The organism is Phyllobacterium sp. TAF24 (assembly GCF_052113785.1).
Taxonomy (GTDB): domain Bacteria; phylum Pseudomonadota; class Alphaproteobacteria; order Rhizobiales; family Rhizobiaceae; genus Phyllobacterium.
Map to the genome: position 1 here is coordinate 34,957 of NZ_JBFRDN010000024.1, position 17,828 is coordinate 52,784.

16 protein-coding genes are annotated in these 17,828 nt (G+C 56.0%); 5 read left to right on the forward strand and 11 right to left on the reverse strand.

All coding sequences use genetic code 11. The annotated features are described in order from the left end of the window. The first annotated feature begins 167 nt into the window (after positions 1–167). On the forward strand, positions 168–3,971 hold the full coding sequence (locus AB4Y96_RS19115) for an autotransporter domain-containing protein (RefSeq protein ID WP_441919148.1): 3,804 nt from the start codon (positions 168–170) through the stop codon (positions 3,969–3,971). Between the two features lie 346 nt (positions 3,972–4,317). Here AB4Y96_RS19115 and cobT read toward each other — a convergent pair whose 3' ends face one another. Further along, entirely contained in the window at positions 4,318–5,337 is a 1,020-nt protein-coding gene (gene cobT, locus AB4Y96_RS19120; protein ID WP_091878441.1) for a nicotinate-nucleotide--dimethylbenzimidazole phosphoribosyltransferase, read from the reverse strand. 123 nt (positions 5,338–5,460) lie between these two features. Here cobT and cobS point away from each other — a divergent pair, with 123 nt between their 5' ends. From cobS to AB4Y96_RS19135, 3 genes are read left to right on the forward strand one after another with little or no spacing between them, the layout of a single operon-like run. Continuing rightward, positions 5,461–6,234 (forward strand): adenosylcobinamide-GDP ribazoletransferase, encoded by a 774-nt coding sequence (cobS, locus tag AB4Y96_RS19125; RefSeq protein ID WP_441919150.1) that lies wholly within the window; start codon positions 5,461–5,463, stop codon positions 6,232–6,234. Positions 6,235–6,252: 18 nt separating this feature from the next. Next, entirely contained in the window at positions 6,253–6,486 is a 234-nt protein-coding gene (locus tag AB4Y96_RS19130; protein WP_091877663.1) for a DUF1289 domain-containing protein, read from the forward strand. After that, positions 6,486–7,190, forward strand: a complete 705-nt coding sequence (locus AB4Y96_RS19135) for a retropepsin-like aspartic protease family protein (protein WP_091877664.1) — start codon at positions 6,486–6,488, stop codon at positions 7,188–7,190. The genes AB4Y96_RS19130 and AB4Y96_RS19135 overlap by 1 nt, the downstream gene beginning before the upstream one ends. 8 nt (positions 7,191–7,198) lie before the next feature. On the opposite strand, the gene dusA is transcribed toward AB4Y96_RS19135, so the two are convergent. Further along, on the reverse strand, positions 7,199–8,215 hold the full coding sequence (dusA, locus tag AB4Y96_RS19140) for a tRNA dihydrouridine(20/20a) synthase DusA (protein WP_441919153.1): 1,017 nt from the start codon (positions 8,213–8,215) through the stop codon (positions 7,199–7,201). A gap of 310 nt (positions 8,216–8,525) precedes the next feature. Here dusA and AB4Y96_RS19145 point away from each other — a divergent pair, with 310 nt between their 5' ends. Then, positions 8,526–9,593: a porin gene (locus AB4Y96_RS19145; RefSeq protein WP_091877666.1), complete on the forward strand. Its 1,068-nt coding sequence runs from the start codon at positions 8,526–8,528 to the stop codon at positions 9,591–9,593. 69 nt (positions 9,594–9,662) lie between these two features. Here AB4Y96_RS19145 and phnN read toward each other — a convergent pair whose 3' ends face one another. The 9 genes from phnN to phnL all read right to left on the reverse strand — a co-directional run bounded on the left by phnN (position 9,663) and on the right by phnL (position 17,828). Beyond that, positions 9,663–10,292 (reverse strand): phosphonate metabolism protein/1,5-bisphosphokinase (PRPP-forming) PhnN, encoded by a 630-nt coding sequence (phnN, locus tag AB4Y96_RS19150; RefSeq protein WP_441919206.1) that lies wholly within the window; start codon positions 10,290–10,292, stop codon positions 9,663–9,665. Next, the gene (locus AB4Y96_RS19155) at positions 10,289–11,428 is read right to left on the reverse strand and encodes an alpha-D-ribose 1-methylphosphonate 5-triphosphate diphosphatase (RefSeq protein ID WP_441919155.1); all 1,140 of its coding nucleotides are present in this window, start codon (positions 11,426–11,428) and stop codon (positions 10,289–10,291) included. The genes phnN and AB4Y96_RS19155 overlap by 4 nt, the downstream gene beginning before the upstream one ends. Before the next feature lie 2 nt (positions 11,429–11,430). Further along, positions 11,431–12,138, reverse strand: a complete 708-nt coding sequence (locus AB4Y96_RS19160) for a DUF1045 domain-containing protein (RefSeq protein WP_091877668.1) — start codon at positions 12,136–12,138, stop codon at positions 11,431–11,433. A 65-nt stretch (positions 12,139–12,203) separates the two neighbouring features. Then, complete coding sequence (gene phnE / locus AB4Y96_RS19165; protein WP_441919157.1) at positions 12,204–13,538, reverse strand: phosphonate ABC transporter, permease protein PhnE; 1,335 nt, start codon at positions 13,536–13,538, stop codon at positions 12,204–12,206. A 9-nt stretch (positions 13,539–13,547) separates the two neighbouring features. Then, positions 13,548–14,507 (reverse strand): phosphonate ABC transporter, permease protein PhnE, encoded by a 960-nt coding sequence (gene phnE / locus AB4Y96_RS19170; RefSeq protein ID WP_441919159.1) that lies wholly within the window; start codon positions 14,505–14,507, stop codon positions 13,548–13,550. Between the two features lie 77 nt (positions 14,508–14,584). After that, the gene (gene phnD / locus AB4Y96_RS19175; RefSeq protein WP_091878445.1) at positions 14,585–15,496 is read right to left on the reverse strand and encodes a phosphonate ABC transporter substrate-binding protein; all 912 of its coding nucleotides are present in this window, start codon (positions 15,494–15,496) and stop codon (positions 14,585–14,587) included. 81 nt (positions 15,497–15,577) lie between these two features. Beyond that, a complete protein-coding gene (gene phnC, locus AB4Y96_RS19180; protein WP_091877671.1) occupies positions 15,578–16,411 on the reverse strand; it encodes a phosphonate ABC transporter ATP-binding protein in 834 nt (277 codons plus the stop codon). A gap of 98 nt (positions 16,412–16,509) precedes the next feature. Further along, the gene (locus AB4Y96_RS19185; protein WP_441919161.1) at positions 16,510–17,124 is read right to left on the reverse strand and encodes a DapH/DapD/GlmU-related protein; all 615 of its coding nucleotides are present in this window, start codon (positions 17,122–17,124) and stop codon (positions 16,510–16,512) included. Continuing rightward, complete coding sequence (gene phnL / locus AB4Y96_RS19190; protein WP_441919163.1) at positions 17,121–17,828, reverse strand: phosphonate C-P lyase system protein PhnL; 708 nt, start codon at positions 17,826–17,828, stop codon at positions 17,121–17,123. Before phnL ends, AB4Y96_RS19185 begins: the two co-directional genes overlap by 4 nt.

Sequence of the window (17,828 nt, forward strand, 5' to 3'; positions counted from 1 at the left end):
TGCCGGCCCTTATCAAAAGTGCCGGCAAATCCACCGATCCGTTCAAAAATCGCCTCACACTTATTTAGCGCTTGACTATCGCGCACATTTGCAAATTTATTAGCCGATATTCATTGTTTTTTCTGATTTTACATTTTTAAAAAAATTTATAACGGGAACCATATTTCATGTCTTTTCACGCCACAGATGCGGGCTTTTCCGCACGGACTATTCGCCTTTCCACCTTCCGCAAGCATTTGATGAGCGGCGTTTGTGCCGGGTTGATCATCACCGCTGCCGGTTCGAGTGCGCATGCGCAGCAGGTCCCGAGCAAGTATTTCAACGCCGATGGCAGCAAGACCAGCGATGCCAATGCAGCGAGGGCAAGTTGGCGAACTCCAGAATTTCTCGCCAATTGGGGTCTAAAAACCAATGGATTTGATGCCGCCTATGCGGCGGGAGCTACTGGACAGGGAGTGAAAGTCGGTGTGCTTGATAGCGGCACGTGGGCGAAACATTTTGAGTTTGCCAAGCGTCAGAATGTTGTCAAATTCGGCGCACCATTTCTCGATGGTGATATTCCGGGTGTGGATCGCGATGAGAACAAAATTGACGATCACGGGACGCATGTTGGTGGAATCATCGCCGCAAACCGCGRCGGTATCGGTATGCATGGCGGTGCTTTTGATGCAACGCTTTATGTTGGTAATAATAAGAGACCAGATCTTGGGGAACCGGGAGCCAAGGACGCCATCGTTAACTCCGGTGTTGTCGCGCTAAGCAATAGCTGGGGATGGGATTTCCGAAAAGGCGATTACCGGCAGATTATTAACGTCGACATTGATGGGCAAAAACGTCAAGCCGGACATGGGCCTGATATTTTTAATGTCATTGATGATAATGAATACTCAGCTCGAAAGCTCGATTCTGCTGTTAGTCGGAAACGCATGAAGACAATGGCAGAAATTGCGGGGGCTGGAACCACCGTTGTTTTTTCTGCTGGCAATGATCGATATTATTCAGCCTCATACGAATATAATCACAACAATGCGAGGCCGCGCCTCTTTCGGGGAAGTCACACGACCTATGGATACAGCATGCTTCCATCGATCATGGCGGCAAGGGCAGCTAATTCCCAGTATGCCATTGAGGATGTGCAACGCTTTCATGCGGTTGAAAAGAATTTCCTCAATATTGTCATGCTGAACAGCGATGAAAAGATATCGCACTATTCAGCCATTTGCGGAACATCCAAATATTACTGTGTGGGTGCGGCAGGCGGCACATATGAAGCATCGCCCAATTCCTACACGATGGCGACTCCATCTGTACCGGAGGGCGTGGACATAGAAACCTATCTGCCCGGACCAGGGAAAAAATATCTCTACAGCAATGTTGAAAATCGTCAGATACTGTCCGATTACTACAGGATATTCAGCACAGGCGTTAAGACGACTGCTCCTGATGACGCCAGCGACGAGGCCAAACGTCAAAACCTGAAAGCCAATTATGTCATGATGTTCGGCACATCCATGGCAACTCCAACCGCAAATGCTGCCGAGGCGGTTATCAAATCTCGTTTTCCTTATCTGACCAATACTCAAGTGCGTGATACGCTGCTTTCGACGGCCAAAGATGTAGGCGCCCCCGGTATTGATCGTGTGTACGGGTGGGGGTCAATTGATCTTGCCAAAGCAATGAGCGGCCCGGCAAAATTCTGGCAACTCAAGGCATCTTACGATCCCACCCTCACGGAAATCGAAAAGCGGGCAGCGGAAAAATACAACCCGATTGTCGCTAAAGCCGATTATTGGGCGGATCTTTCCTACGAGACCAAAAATACAGCAAACGCGCTGAGAAATGCGGGTAAGTCTGATGAGGCGCAACACAAGGACGCCGAGGCCAAGAGTTATTCTGAAAAGGCATTTTCTCTGCAACTGACAGATCTCCATCCAAATGAAGAGCAAGACACCGAAGATGCGGCCTTCGAATATTATGATTTCCGGGTGAACATTCCTGGAGTTACCAGCGAGTCATGTCCAAATACATGGTGTGTCGCCGACGCTTGGACCAACGATATTAACGGCCCCGGCGGACTGACCAAACTCGGCAAAGGCGCGTTGGCATTAGCGGGAACCAATAGCTATCGAGGCGGAACCACGATTGACGAGGGTGTCGTGCAGCTGGGTCTTGGCGGGACGACGGGAAGTGTAGCAGGCAATATCGTCAATAATGGTACCCTCGCCTATTATCGTTCAAACGAATGGGTGATGCGTAAGCAGATCAGCGGAAGCGGTAAGCTTGAAGTCTTTGGCGGGACTCTGCGCCTCGCCGGAACAAATACCTATACCGGCGAAACATCGATTAATGGCGGCTTGCTCGCTGTGGATGGCAGCATTGCTTCCATTGTGTCAGTCAATGCGGGCGGTGAGCTTGGCGGCATTGGCACGGTGGGCGGCTTGGCGGTGCATGCGGGCGGTATGGTGTCTCCGGGCAATTCCATCGGCACATTGCATGTGGCTGGGCCTGCAACCTTTGATAAAGCGACGGGCCTGACCATTCAGGTTGCTGCCGATGGGCGCAGCGACCGTCTCGAGGTGAAAGGCAAGGCAACCCTGCTCGGCGGTGTGCTCATCGTTGCACCGGAGAACAGCAAGGCACCGCTTTCTCCCGCTGAAACACTGGCTCTGCTCGGCAAGACCTATACGGTTCTGACCGCAGAAAAGGGTGTAACCGGCAGGTTCGAGGCAGCCACGCCGGATTATTACTTCATCGGCGCTTCGCTTGCCTATGCACCCGGTGATGTCAAAGTCAGCCTTGCCCGCAATGGTGTTGCCTTTGCCGATGCTGGCCAGACAAGAAACCAGAAGGCAGCAGCAACAGGCGTTGAAAGCCTTGGGGCGAGCAATCCGCTTTATGACACCATTGCCGTTACAACCCTCGCCGAGAACCTGCCGGAGCATTTTGACGCCCTGTCAGGCGAAGTGCATGCCTCGCTGCAAGCTGTGCTTGTTGAGGATAGCCGCTTCGTGCGCGATGCGGCTGCCAATCGCATCCGTGCCGCCTTTGGCAATATGGCAGGTGGCAAAACATCAGCGCCGGCTCTGGCCTATGGTCCTGATRCRAAGAAGGGCAGCAAAGCCGCAGGCGAAGCCTTTGTCCCGCTGCTGCCAGCTGTTCCCACCACKGCCTTTTGGGGTGAAGCCTAYGGCTCACGCAGCCATGCGGATGGGACAAGCAATGCATCCGCCTATAGCCGCAATACTGGCGGSTTCGTSACCGGGTTTGACGGGGTGATTGCCGATACRTGGCGCTTTGGTCTCTTGGCCGGTTATGGCAAYACGTCTGTCAACACGGCGCGTGGTCATGCCTCAGCCGACAGCTATCAGGTCGGTGTCTATGGCGGCACCAGATTTGATGCACTGACTTTRAGCCTTGGCACCAGCCTTGCYCATCATCAGATTGATACGCGCCGTAAAGCCCTCGGCGACAGCAACACCGCAGACTATTCGGCCAACACAGTGCAGCTGTTCGGTGAAGCCGCCTACCGGATCGATACGRCCTATGCCGCCCTCGAACCCTTTGCCGCAGCMGCCTATACGCATCTGAAAACCGATGGCTTTACCGAGACAGGTGGCAAGACTGCCCTGTCAGGTCAATCTGATACAACTGACCTGACCACCACAACCCTTGGTCTCAGGGCCTCACATCGCTTCGTCTTGAGCGAGGCGACCGCACTCACCGCGCGCGGCATGGCGGGCTGGCGGCATGCCTTTGGCGATACCACACCGGAAGCCTCATTGGCCTTTGCCAGTGGCGGTCAGGCTTTTCCGGTCCATGGATTGCCCATCGCATCAGATACAGCCCTCGTCGAGGCCGGGCTGGACTTTGGTATCGGCAAGGCAACCACGCTTGGCCTCAGCTATACCGGCCAGTTCTCGCAACAAACCCGCGACAATGCCGTCAAGGCTGATCTAACGGTACGGTTCTAAGGGGGAAACGCAAAATCAACAGGCTGGCGGGGATAGACCTCGCCAGCCCCGGAAACGATGGGTTTTGGTCATGCCACATCAGATCGCCACACAACTAGTCGAATGCAGCCATTGCGGTACCCTGCATATGGTCACATTCCGCACGTCATGCTTCACTTACCAAGGACAAATCCCCGAGGAGTTCGACTGTCTTCACTGTCAAAAACTCCTCGTCAGGGCAAAATGCCTGTCTATTTCAGCCGTCCTGCACCGGGTTCATTCCGATGCAGGGTCAAGGCTGCAAGTTCCAGCGCACCCCTGAAAGCTGACCAGCAAGAAGCTGAATGGTCAGATCAGATGCCAGCCGCTAATCGCGGTTGCTGACACCGGCCTGATCGAATGTTGCCATGCCGCTGTGGCAAAGCGCAGCCGCCTTGACGATACCGGCGGCAAGCGCTGCACCGGTGCCCTCGCCGAGCCGCATGCCAAGATCAAGCAATGGCTTTTTACCAAGCTTTTCCAGTGCCTTGCGATGGCCGGGCTCAGCTGACACATGGCCGAACAGGCAATGGTCGATGGCTTCAGGATTGGCCGCATGCAGGATTGCAGCAGCTGAAGTTGCCACATAGCCGTCGATAATAACCGGGATTTTTTCCACACGGGTGGCTAGAATGGCGCCGACCATGGCAGCAATCTCGCGCCCGCCCAGACGGCGCAGCAGCTCCAGCGGGTCTTTCAAATGCGAAGCGTGCAATGCCACGGCGGTGCGCACGGCATCGGCCTTGCGCGTCAAGCCATCGCCGGTTGCGCCGGTGCCGGGACCGACCCACTCCTCGGCTGTTCCGCCATAAAGGCCATGGAAAATCGCCGCAGCAATGGTCGTATTACCAATCCCCATCTCGCCAATGCACAAAAGATCCGTGCCACCGGCAATGGATTCCATACCAAACGCCATGGTGGCAGCGCAGGTCTTTTCATCCATCGCCGCTTCTTCGGTGATATCAGCGGTCGGATATTCCAGTGCGAGATCAAAAATTTTCAGGCCAAGATCATTGGCGATGCAAATCTGGTTGATGGCTGCGCCGCCAGCGGCAAAATTCTCCACCATCTGTGCCGTGACCGATGACGGATAGGGCGAAACGCCCTTGGCGGTCACGCCATGATTACCGGCAAAGACGGCAACCAGTGGCCGCGTTATCTGCGGACGCGAACGACCGGTCCATGCGGCCAGCCATTCGACAATCTCTTCCATACGCCCCAAGGCGCCTGGTGGCTTGGTCAAGGTCGAATCGCGCTTGCGCACGGCAGCAACAGCGGCTTCATCCGGTCCGGGCAGGGTTTCAATCAGAGTGCGGAAATCGTCAAATGGCAGGCCAGTGGTCATGATATTCCTTGCAACCAGGTCTTCATGGCAAATTATCAATGCACGTCCTATAAGCTTTGGCGAAGAAAAGGCAAAGGCCATCGGACGGCATTGAATGTCGCGCCCTTCGCCCAATGGGAACATGTCATGGATCTGGTCAAGGAAACGATACGTGCGCTGGCCTTTTTGTCGCGCTGGCCGGTTTCGCCGCAATGGTTCGACGGATATGAGGGGGCGCTGCACGACACGGTGCGCGGCTTTCCGCTGGCTGGTATTCTGATCGCCCTGCCCTCGGCGATTGTGATCCTTGCGGGCTCAGTGCTCGATTTGCCTGAATTCGTCACGGCATTGCTTGTGGTGACCACGTCGATCATCGTCACCGGTGCGCTGCATGAGGATGGCCTTGCCGACGTGGCCGATGGCTTTTATGGCGGCAAAACCAGCGAGCGGCGGCTTGAAATCATGAAGGATTCGGCCATCGGCTCCTATGGAACACTTGCCCTGATCATCTCGGTTCTCATGCGCATCGCCTTCTATATGGATATTCTTTCCGAGCTCAGCCCCGCTGCTTCCATCGCCATTCTCGCCGGAACCGAAGCGGCAAGCCGCGCGGTTCTGGTCAAATTCTGGCAGACACTCCCTTCCGCGCGTGAAGGCGGCGTCGCCGACCGGGCGGGCACGCCAACGGCGAATGCCGCCAATTTTGCCCTCATCATCGGCGCGGTTGTGTTTGCTATCGCCTATGGCGCAGCCGGAGGACCTTTTGCCGTGATTGTTCCCGCATGTCTGACCGCATTGGTCTTTTATGGGTTTTCAGCCCTATGCCGCGAGAAAATAGGTGGGCAAACCGGGGATACATTGGGCGCTATGCAGCAACTGGCGACGAATTCCCTTTTGCTCGGGCTTGTCATAACACTCTAACCGCACCAAATTTGGGATATGAGCACCATCGAGTCACCCTGCATTCTCGTCTGCGCCATCGATATGAAAACCGGCTACTGCTTCGGTTGCGGGCGCACGCGTGAGGAAATCGGTGCCTGGTCGGTGATGACGCCTGAAACACGCCGCACCGTCATGGCTGGCCTCCCCGCCCGCATGGAAGCCATTGAACGCCGCCCGCGCCGTGAAACGCGCAGAGGCCGTATGGCGCGCGAGAAAGAACAGGGTATCTGATGCCACGGCTGTTCTGGATAATCATTGCACTCATGGCCGGAACAGTATTGCTCCTTATTGCCAACAATGGCAGCGGCACGACGCTTGGCCTTGCCAATGATCAATTTGCGCGCTTTGCCTATATGAGCATCTGGGGCATCGTGCTCGCCGCTGGTCTTCTCGGTTCCGGCATTCCGCTCAGCCACTTCCTGCGCAACATGGCCGTGTGGCTGATCATTTTGCTCGCACTGGTTGCGGGGTATCAATATCGCTACGAATTGCAGGATGTTGGTCACCGCATCACGGCTGGCCTCATTCCCGGCAGTCCGATTTCCGCCCGCGATGGCGATGGCGCTGTAACCGTTACCCTGGCCAAGGCTGAAAGCGGTCATTTCGAGGTCAATGGCTCGGTAAACAACACGTCGATAGGCTTCATGGTTGATACGGGAGCCTCATCCATTGTGCTGTCCTATGATGACGCAAAGCGCGCCGGGCTCGATCCGGATAAGCTGTCCTACCGAACGCCGATCATGACAGCCAACGGCTCAACCACAGCGGCGATTGTCACATTGGATGAGATCAGGATCGGTGCCATTACGCGGCGCAATATCCGGGCCATGGTGGCGCAGGATGGGCGCATGGATGGCAGCCTTCTCGGCATGAATTTCCTCAACACCTTGAACGGATTTTCCGTGCGCGGCGACCGGCTGATCCTGTCGGATTAGCCAAAACCTCAGGCAGCCTGATCGGCCATCCCCGTTTGCACGGCCTCATAGGCGCGGCGGATAACACTGCTATCCGCATCCGGCTTGTTTGCTTCGGTGGAGAGTATCTGGCGCCAGCGCCGCGCTCCGGCAGCACCATGGAACATCCCGACCATATGACGTGCAACATGGGAGACGCGGCCACCCCGACGGATATGATTATCCGCATAGGCACACATATGATCGATGATCGCATCAATCGACACGGCTTGCGGCGCATCGCCATAAATCGCCGCATCCACATCAAGCAGTATCATCGGATTATTATAGGCGGCACGGCCAAGCATCACCCCATCCACATGATTCAGATGATGAAGCGCTTCATCGAGCGTCTGAATACCACCATTGATCCCAATGAATTGACTCGGGTTTTGCCGCTTGAGGCGGTAGACGCGATCATAGTCCAGCGGCGGAATATCCCGGTTCTCTTTGGGTGACAGTCCCTTGAGCCAGGCTTTGCGGGCATGGACCCACAGCGCATCCGCTCCAGCGGCGAAGACGCCACCCGCAAGATCATCAAGCGCGGGTTCAACATCCTGATCGTCAACGCCGATCCGGCATTTCACCGTCACGGGAATGGAGACCGACTGTTTCATGGCAGCTACGCAGTCCGCCACCAGACCCGGCGTTTTCATCAAACAGGCACCGAACGTGCCGGATTGCACGCGGTCAGACGGGCAGCCGACGTTCAGATTGATCTCGCGATAGCCAAAAGCTTCCCCCACTCGCGCGGCTTCCGCCAGCTTCGCCGGGTCGGACCCGCCGAGCTGAAGCGCGACAGGATGCTCATCACTGGAAAAGCCCAGAAGCCGGTCGCGATTGCCATGGATCGCGGCGTCGGCAACGATCATTTCCGTATAGAGCAAGGCGTGGCGTGTGAACTGCCGGTGCAGTGTCCGGCAGTGGCGATCGGTCCAGTCGATCATCGGCGCAACCGCAAAGCGGTTGTGCCCATATCCCTTGTCCTGTTCAGCCGTTTCAGCCACGTCTCAGTTCTTTCGATTGGTTATCTGACACCCATCGGCGCCAGTCATGATTGATAAAAACGAACATGGGGCAGCCAAACGGCCCTGCCCGCCTCTTGCACATCACGCCGCCCCTCATAATCCGCCATGCCGATTTTGTCTACCAAACCGAGGATTTGGCTTGTTAAACCCGATGCATAAAAGCTGCATGCGGTAGCGTGATAAAACCGCAACAAGCTTTATCGAACCGGTGGTTCGACATTATTTCAGTCTTACGTCATCATAAAAACCGGCCTAGAAATGATTCACTGATTTGAATGGAGGCTTCCAAATGAACATCAAAGGTTTTCTTTTCGGTTCAGCTGCAGCACTTGTTGCCGTTACTGGCGCGCGTGCGGCAGATGCTATCGTTGTCGCAGAACCGGAACCGGTTGAGTATGTTCGCGTTTGCGATGCTTACGGCAAAGGCTTCTTCTACATTCCCGGCACCGAAACCTGCCTGAAGATTGGCGGCTATCTGCGTTACGATGCATCAGCGGGCGATGATGTTTATAATGGCGGCGACCGCGACACATGGAACAAGCATCTGCGTACGGAAATTCGCTTTGATGCCCGTTCCGAAACCGAGCTTGGCACCCTGCGCTCTTACATCCAGACCCGTTTCGAATATACCGACGGCGTCAACAGTGGCGGCTCCATTCCGCAGGCATTTATTGAGCTTGGTGGTTTCCGCATCGGTGTTGCCGATGAAATCTTCGGATCATGGACCAATTATGCGGGCGATATCGTCAATGACGACGTGATCAACTACAACAGTTGGGCGAGCAATCAGGTCAGCTATACCTATGCTGCCGGCAATGGCATCTCTGCAATCATTGCTGCCGAACAGGGCTCGGTCAATGAAGGTTACTCCGATTATGTTATCGATGACTACCTGCCGCATCTTATGGCAGGTGTGAAGTTCGAACAGGGCTGGGGCGGCGTCAGCGCAATTGGTGGCTATGACTCAAACGTCGAAGAATTCGCAGGCAAGTTGCGCTTCGATCTCAAATTTACCGATACGTTCTCTGCCTTCCTCATGGGCGGCTATCAGTCCGGTTATGACGACAGCCGCGTCAAGCGCAACTTCCTTGCGCCTTGGCATGGTGATTGGGCTGCCTGGGGCGGACTTGCCGCCAAGGTTTCTGACAAGGCAACGATCAATGGTCTTATCGGCTACGAGTCGGAGGGCACCATTGCTGCGGCTCTGAATGTTGGCTACGAAATCGTTCCAGGCTTTGTGATCACACCGGAACTGAACTACACCAAGTTTGATGGCGACCGTAAGGCGGATTCAATTGCTCATGGTGGTAGTGACGATGCATTCGGTGGTACACTGCGCTTCCAGCGCAATTTCTGAACAAATCGCAAAAGCATAATAAAACCGGGGGCTTGCTCCCGGTTTCTGCATATATGAATTGAATTCAGTTCAGATTTGTTCCGAAACAGCCGCAAACGCAGCGGATTTCTTCAGAACTGCAACAAAAGCAGCACCGGCGTTGGCGACAACACCAGAATTATCGATCATCACGGCATCCAATGGATCGCAAGGGTTGGGTGCCGCCCGCATCAGGCGACGCTTGATTTCCTCAGCGTCTTCCCGCCCGCGCGCGGCAAGGCGCTGCGCCAGAACCTCATGCGAGGCCGTAATGTGCACCACGATGAAATTGGCATAGGACTCCCGCAACGCAGGCAGAATTCCCCGCGAGACATTGGCAATGGCAACGGTACCCTGTTCCACCTGCAGGTTTACCGAAACAGGCAGCCCATAACGCAGGCCATGCGCTTCCCAGCAGTGGCAGAACGCCCCTTCCCGCTGCGCGGTCAGAAACGCCTCTTCGCTCAAGCTGTCATGGTCTTCTGCATCAACCGTTGACGGCCGTGTCACCACGCGGCGCACGAAATGGAAATCCGGTTGGCCGCGCAGCGCCTCCCGCGCGAAATCCATGATTGTGTCCTTGCCCGCACCGCTTGGGCCGACCACGGCGACAAACACGCCGTTGCGCAAAGGGGCTGAGGCAGGATTGAGCGCGCGTTCGATTGTTGCCGCCGCCATCAGACTACCCGGCGGCCTTCGCGCCAAACGGTGCGCACAACGGGAATGTGCTCATCAACACGAACCCGGACCAGATCGGCACGCTTGCCAATGTCGATAACACCACGATCATCAAAACCAACAGCTTCGGCTGGATTTTTCGTCACCAGCCGCACCGCGTCGGGCAGGCTGATGCCATCGACAACTTCACTGAGGAAGAAGGTCGACTGGATCAGGCTGAACGGAATGTAGTCGGATGACAGAATATCGAGGTGGCCGTGTTCGACCAGTTCGCGCGCCGAAACATTGCCCGAATGCGAGCCGCCCCGAACAACGTTTGGTGCTCCCATCAGCACAGCAAGCCCCGCCGCTTTTGAAGCCGCTGCCGCTTCCAGTGTCGTTGGAAATTCAGCCACATGAATGCCCTGCTCAATCGCTTCATCCACATGGGCTGATGTCGCGTCATCATGGCTGGCCAGCACAATGCCGCGCTCGCGGCACATATCAGAAATCGCTTTGCGCTGCGGTGCAGAATTGCGCGCAGATTCTTCCATGCGCTTTTCGCAGAACACAGCGAATTCCGCATCGGAAAGCTTCAGCTTGCGCTGATAGTAGTAGGCATAGGTTTCGAGATTGACGAACTGGCGCTGGCCGGGAGCGTGATCCATCAGCGATGCCAGCCGCACGCGGCTGTCATTATCGAAAAAGTGAAAGCCATTGAGGCAATCGGCTTCCGATACTTCGCAGCGCAAGTGAAAATAATGGTCGGCGCGCAAGCGGTCCTGCTGCACGCTGTCCTCAATCGCATCGGCCAGCTTGCGGATTTCCTCGGCCGACATATCCGCATCGCGGTCAAGACCGATGCGCAGCGCATCGAGAACCGTGGTGATGCCTGACGTGGCAATCTGCGCATCATGGGCAAGCACGGCGGCAATCGGGTTCCAGCGCACGCGCGGACGCGGTGCATAATGCCCCTCCAGATGATCCGTATGCAATTCCACGAGACCGGGAATGAGATAATCGCCGTCAAAATCCTCGCCGCCCGCAATTGTGCCGGTTGAGATATCGGCAATCTTGCCATCACGGATCAGGACCGATCCGGTGATAACCTCGTTTTCGAGAACGATTTGCGCATTGTTCAGGCTCAATTCGGCGGACATGATCAGGCAGTCTTTCTACGGTTGGTTCCGGCCAGCGGATGCAGCGAGTGAATTTCAAAGGGAAAGCCCGGCTCGGCTTCCGTAAACAAAGCGAGATTGTTGATTTCAACTGGTTCTTCGAGGACTGGTTCCAAGAATTCACCCAAAATGCGTTCGATTTTGGGCCTGTCGCGCTCGGGAACCGGGCCTGTTAACGTCATATGGAAGCGGAATTCCTCAAACACATAGGGATAGCCCCATTGTTCGAGATTGCGCCGCTGGGCCAGAGACAGTTTTTCCGGGTTGCGGCGCTTAACTTCGGCTTCGCTCGGCGGCGCACGAAAACGGTCAAAGGCAACGGTGACATCGTTCGCCAGTTGGTTCAGCCGCTCAACGGGTTCTTCAGGAACCAGCGCAAAAAACCCTTCGAGATTGGCAATCACCAGCTTTGGAATTTCCACGGGCTCAATCGACGAGGCAAAATGCATCATGGCCGACAAAAGCTCGCGCTCTTCAATGCCTTCAGCCAGATGAAACGGCGCCTTCAGGGTCGCGTGAAAACCGTAGCGGCGCGCAGACTCCGTGAGTTGCGCAAAATGCTCATGCGCCAGATCGCGGATCTGCGGCGGCCTGACCGGTTGCCCGGTAAAGGCGTTGCGGCCAAGCCAGTTCGCCGCCACTTTCAATAGCGGGTCGGCCGATGGCGGCGTGAAATAGATTGCATAGCGCATGGGTGATTCCTCTGGAACAGTCTCGCGTTACGCCCCGAATATGACAAGCCTTTGAAGGTCACGAATTAATGGTGCGACTTTCCGGCCAGACGGGATCGCAGCGCGTTCGATATGCCGTCGAAAATGAATATCACAGCAAGGATGAGGACGACCATATAGGCGACATTGTGCCAGTTCGTATTGGTGCGCATGGCCTCCCACAGTTTGAGACCGATACCACCCGCCCCCATTGCACCGATGATGGTGGCCGAGCGCGTATTGGACTCCCAGAAATACAGCGCTTGGCTCGCAAAAACCGGCAACACCTGCGGCATGACACCATAGCGCTGCACATTGGCTGGCGACGCGCCAACAGATTTGACGCCCTCGCGCTGCTTGTCATCGATATTTTCAAGCGTTTCCGAATAGACCTTGCCGAGTGTGCCCGTATCGGTGAAGAAAATCGCGGAAATACCGGCGAGCGGTCCGGGACCGAAAGCACGGGTGAAGAACAGCGCCCAGATCAGCATATCCACCGAGCGCAGGAAATCGAAGAAGCGCTTGGTGATCTGGTTGGCAAAGAAATTCGGCGTGATGTTGCGTGCCGCCATGAATGCCAGCGGGAATGCCACCAGTGACGCCATGAGCGTGCCCATAAAGGCCATGACGATGGTCTGCAAAAGCTTCGTCCAGACATCGCCATGCTGCCATGACGAGTTGAACCAGATATTATCAAAGGCCAGCGCCGCATTCGACATTTCTGGCTTGATCCGGTCGCCACTGGCGATCAACGAAGTCACTTCGCCAAAGGATTTGCCCCAGAACGGCGACGCCGTATCGAAGACAAAATTCGCCCAGCCGAAGAACCGGCGGCTCACCACAACGCGCTGGGGAATAATATCCGCCTGCCCGGCAAAGCCGAAGGTCACAGTGACCTGATCTTCCTTGAGTGTTGCCCAATCCGGCAATGGTCCTTGCGGCTTGGCCCCATCGGTTGCCAGCAAAACCGTCAGGCTCTCGGAACCACGCGTCGCGATCACCCGCTGATCGTTGATATCGAGCTTTTTGTCTGGACCGAATGCAATGGTGACATTGTTGCCGTCCTTGACAACCCAGCTTGGGTTGGGGTTATCGCCAAGTTCAGAAAAGCGGGGATAGCTGACAGTTGTTCCCGTTGGCGTCGGGCGAACTGTGGTGCGGATCGCATAAGACACCCAATCGCGCGCATAAAGCTCGGCACGCTGCCATTGGCCGCTCGCCAGTACTGTCCCTATGGAAAAAAACCACCAGCAGTAGAAAACGTAGAGCACAATGCCCGCTGCAATCACCAGCGGCATGAAACGGCGCCAGAATGGCGGATTGAACACGGCGGGATGCCGCAACTCAAAATCGGCAATGGCATCGGCTGTCATGGCGTTCATAAGAATTTCCTAACCGCCGAAGGCAAAGGCTTGCTCGCCAACAAGGCGGCGGCGCAGCCATGCGGAAAACTGGTCCACGGCAATAATGGTGACGAACAGAAGCAGGATGATCGCGAGCGTCTTGGCCTGATGCCCGCGGCCGATGGACAGGCGCAGCTCCTCACCAATACCGCCGCCGCCGACAGCGCCGATGATGGTCGATGCCCGCACATTGATCTCAAGCCGCAGCAGCGCATAGGACATGAAATTCGGCATGACCTGCGGCACAATGCCGAAGCCAACGCGCTCGATCCAGTTGGCACCGACGGCGCGCAGGCCCTCATCTGCCTTCATGTCAGCATTCTCGACCACTTCGAAAAAGAGTTTACCGAGAGCACCGATGGTGTGAATACCCACGGCAAACATGGCCGGGATCGGCCCGAGTGACAGGATAGCGGCAAAGAAACCCGCAATGACGATCTCGGGAAAGGCGCGCAAAATCTCCATGTAGCGGCGCGCGGCAAACCGGATGAACCGGTTTTTGACGAGGTTCTTGGCCGCCAGAAAGCAGATCATGAAACCGAAGATGAAACCCACCAGCGTCGCCAGGATCGCGATATTCAGCGTCTCCAGCATCTTGTAGAAATATTCGGGCATATAGAAGCCGCCGAACAGATAGACCCGTCCTTCCGGATAATCATATTTCAGGCTTCCATCGAAATAGGGCGACGGCAGATCGAACATGGCGCGCCAGACTTCCCAGCCGTCGCGCGGGATCAGATCCCCGGCAAAATCGAAAAGATGCGGCAAACGATCAAAGAACTTACCGGCATTGGATTCATTGGCAAACCACAGGGACCCGGCAATGGTCACGAGCAGCCCGATAGCGATAATCCAGCTATAGGCGCGGCGGCGTCCGGCAAGCTCCTGMCAGTGCCGTTCGATCTGGATGCCGTCGGGTGACAACTCAACGGAAGCGGTTTTGCTCATTGCACAAATCCTTCAAGGTGCCAGCAAACAAAATCACGGCCAGTCGCAAGGACCGGCCGTGACGATGCGTGTCTGGCTTATCCGCCGATCTGCGCTTTGCGGGCGTCGATGATGGGCTGATAGAACTGAGTGTTCACCTCAGTGTAGCTCTTGAAATCGCCGCCCATGGTGGCAGCAAAGCAGGCTGGATCGCTCTTTGGCAGGTCGAGCATGAATGCCTTGAACTTGGACTTCAGGCCCGAATCCAGCGAGGTGCGGATAACGATCGGACCGTTCGGGATCAGCGGCGACTTCCAGAGTTCGACGAAATCCTTCATGTCGATCAGGCCCTTGTCGACCATCTTGCGCAGATTGCCTGATGTATAGCCTTCATCGAACTTGCCAACGCCGGAGCCGAATGTCGTGCCAGCATCGAACTTGCCATCCTTGACGGCCAGAACGAGGTTTTCATGACCACCACCGAAACCGGTTTCGGAGAAATAGTCCTTAACCGACGTCTTGATGTCTTTTGGCAGCGAGGTGACTGGAATGAGATAGCCGGAAGTGGAATCCGGATCGGCAAAGCCGAGCTTCTTGCCCTTCATGTCGGCAAGCGTCTTGATGCCGCTGTCCTTGCGGGCAACCATGATGGAGTAATAACCGGTCGCGCCATCGGTCTGAACGGTGGTCAGGATTGGTTCAACAGCGTTCGGGTTGGTCAGGTAGATCTTGGCAAAGCCAGAAGCGCCCAATTCCGCATAATCGAGGGTGCCGCCGAGCAGGCCCTGGATGACGCCATCATAATCCGTCGCCGGGAACAGCTTGACGTCCTTGACGCCGAGAACTTTCGGCAGCTTGTCGACGATGCACTGGTAGTTGCGCAGACGGTCGGCTTCGTTTTCGCCGCCAATGATACCAACACGAAACGTTTCAAGGTTTTCAGCGCGGGCCATTGTGCCGGTAAATATGGCGCTGATCGCAATCGCACCCATAAGGGCTTTCCTAAGCAACATGACTATCTCTCCTGTCAAAGCTTCAAAGTTTTTTATGTGACTTGAGCCCGTAACGTGGGCAAGCCGATCCGTTTGCGCTCAACGCGCGGCCAATATGGCCTCCAATTCGGGGATTGGTGTCGGCGCTTGACGCGCAATGCTTGTCGATGTGATGGCTTCCGAGAAGGCATCTTTCAGGCCATCAGCACCATAGATGCGGCGGGCCGCAGCTTCCGTCAGGTCATCGGGGGTTCCATCGAAAACCACCTTTCCACCCTGCATACCGATGATGCGCTCGCAGAAATGCCGCGCCGTATCGAGCGTGTGCAGGTTGGTGATAACGGTCAGCCCCTCTTTCTCATTGATGTCGCGCAAGGACTCCATCACCACCTGCGCATTGCGCGGGTCGAGCGAAGCAATGGGTTCATCGGCAAGAATGACTTTGGGGTTCTGCATAAGCGCCCGGGCGATGGCGACGCGCTGCTGTTGTCCGCCGGAGAGTGTTCCGGCCCGCTGCAATGCGGTCTTGGCAATATCGAGCCGCTCCAGCGCGGCGATTGCCATGGCACGTTCTTCCCGTGAGAAAATGCCAAGAATACTTTTGATAGTGGATCGGTGGTTCAGGCGTCCGAGGAGGACATTGGTCAGCACATCAAGGCGGGGAACAAGATTAAACTGCTGAAAGATCATCGCGCAATCGCGTTGCCAATTTCGCAGCGCGGAGCCGTTCAACTTCGCCACGTCCTTGCCGTCAAAGATGATCGACCCTTCCGACGGGTCGATCAAGCGATTGATCATGCGCAGCAATGTCGACTTGCCCGCGCCCGAACGACCGATGACGCCAACCATCTGCCCCTGCGGGATTTCAACATTGACATTGTCGATGGCAATATTATTGCCAAAACGACGTGTCACGTTTTCAATCTTCAGCATAGGCCAATCCTTGTTGGTATTGCCCTGTCCTAAAGTGGTTGTGTGAAGTTGCGATGGCACTTTTGTTGCACTTACGTGACAACTGTGGGTAGTGAAACTCAACCCGAATGTTTTTCGAGAAATGCCTCAATATCCAGAGCGCGAAAATCATCGAGAGCACCACGCAGGCGTGCATGGTCCCAGTCCCACCACGCCAGTGTTTGCAGGCGTTCTGCGATCTTCCGGTCGAAACGATCGCGGATTTTGCGGGCGGGAACGCCGCCGACAATCGTATAGGGATCAACATCGCGTGAGACGACCGCCCCTGCCCCGATCACCGCACCATCGCCGACCGTAACACCCGGCAAAACGGTCGCGCCATGGCCAATCCAGACATCATGGCCGATGCGCACCTGATTGGTGCGGCGCCATTCGAAAAAGGCCTCTTCCGGCCCTGCATCATCCCAGTAATCGCCAGCGCGATAGGTGAAGTGGTGCAGCGTTGCCCGCCAGGTCGGATGGTTGGTCGCGTTGATGCGAACACTGGCGGCAATATTGGCAAATTTGCCTATCGTGGCACACCAGACCGCGCCGTCCTGCATGATGTAGGAATAATCATCGAGCCTCGTTTCGCTGATCCGGCAACGCTCGGAAATTTCCGTATAGCGGCCAAGTTCGCAATCCTCGACCTGGGCAGTGGCGTGAATAAGCGGTGTTTCGGAAAGCCGGGTCATGCTGCCTCGCTGGTCACGGCGAATGCCATAACGTCGATAATCCTGTCGGCCACTGCCGTGCGGACATCCTCATCATGGAAAATGCCGAGCATGGCGGTCCCCGCCTCTTTCTTGGCTCGGATCATCGAGACGACCACTTCACGGTTTTTCGCATCGAGCGATGCCGTCGGTTCGTCCAGAAGCAGGATCGGGTGATCAGTGATAAAACCGCGCGCAATATTAACGCGCTGCTGTTCACCGCCGGAAAAGGTTGCTGGTGGCAATGACCAGAGCCGTTCCGGCAGGTTCAAACCTGCAAGCAGAACAGCTGCCCTGTCGCGCGCTTGCGTGCGGTCAACGCTACGCGCAACCAGAGGTTCAGCCACCACATCAAGCGCCGACACGCGTGGCACGGTGCGCAGAAACTGGCTGACATAACCGATCATATCGCGGCGAACACCCAGAACTGTGCGCGGATCGGCGGACGCAAGATCAACAAGGCGGTCGCCATAGGGCACGATGATCTGGCCCTGATCCACGGCATAATTGCCATAGACCATTTTCAGGATCGAGCTTTTGCCCGCCCCGGATGGACCGCCGAGAACGGCGCATTCGCCCGCCTTGATGGAAAACGAGACATTCGCCACCACGGGCAGACGAATACCGTCACGCAGGTGCATGGTGAAACTTTTGGCGACATCGGAAACAACAAGAGGTGTTGGCAT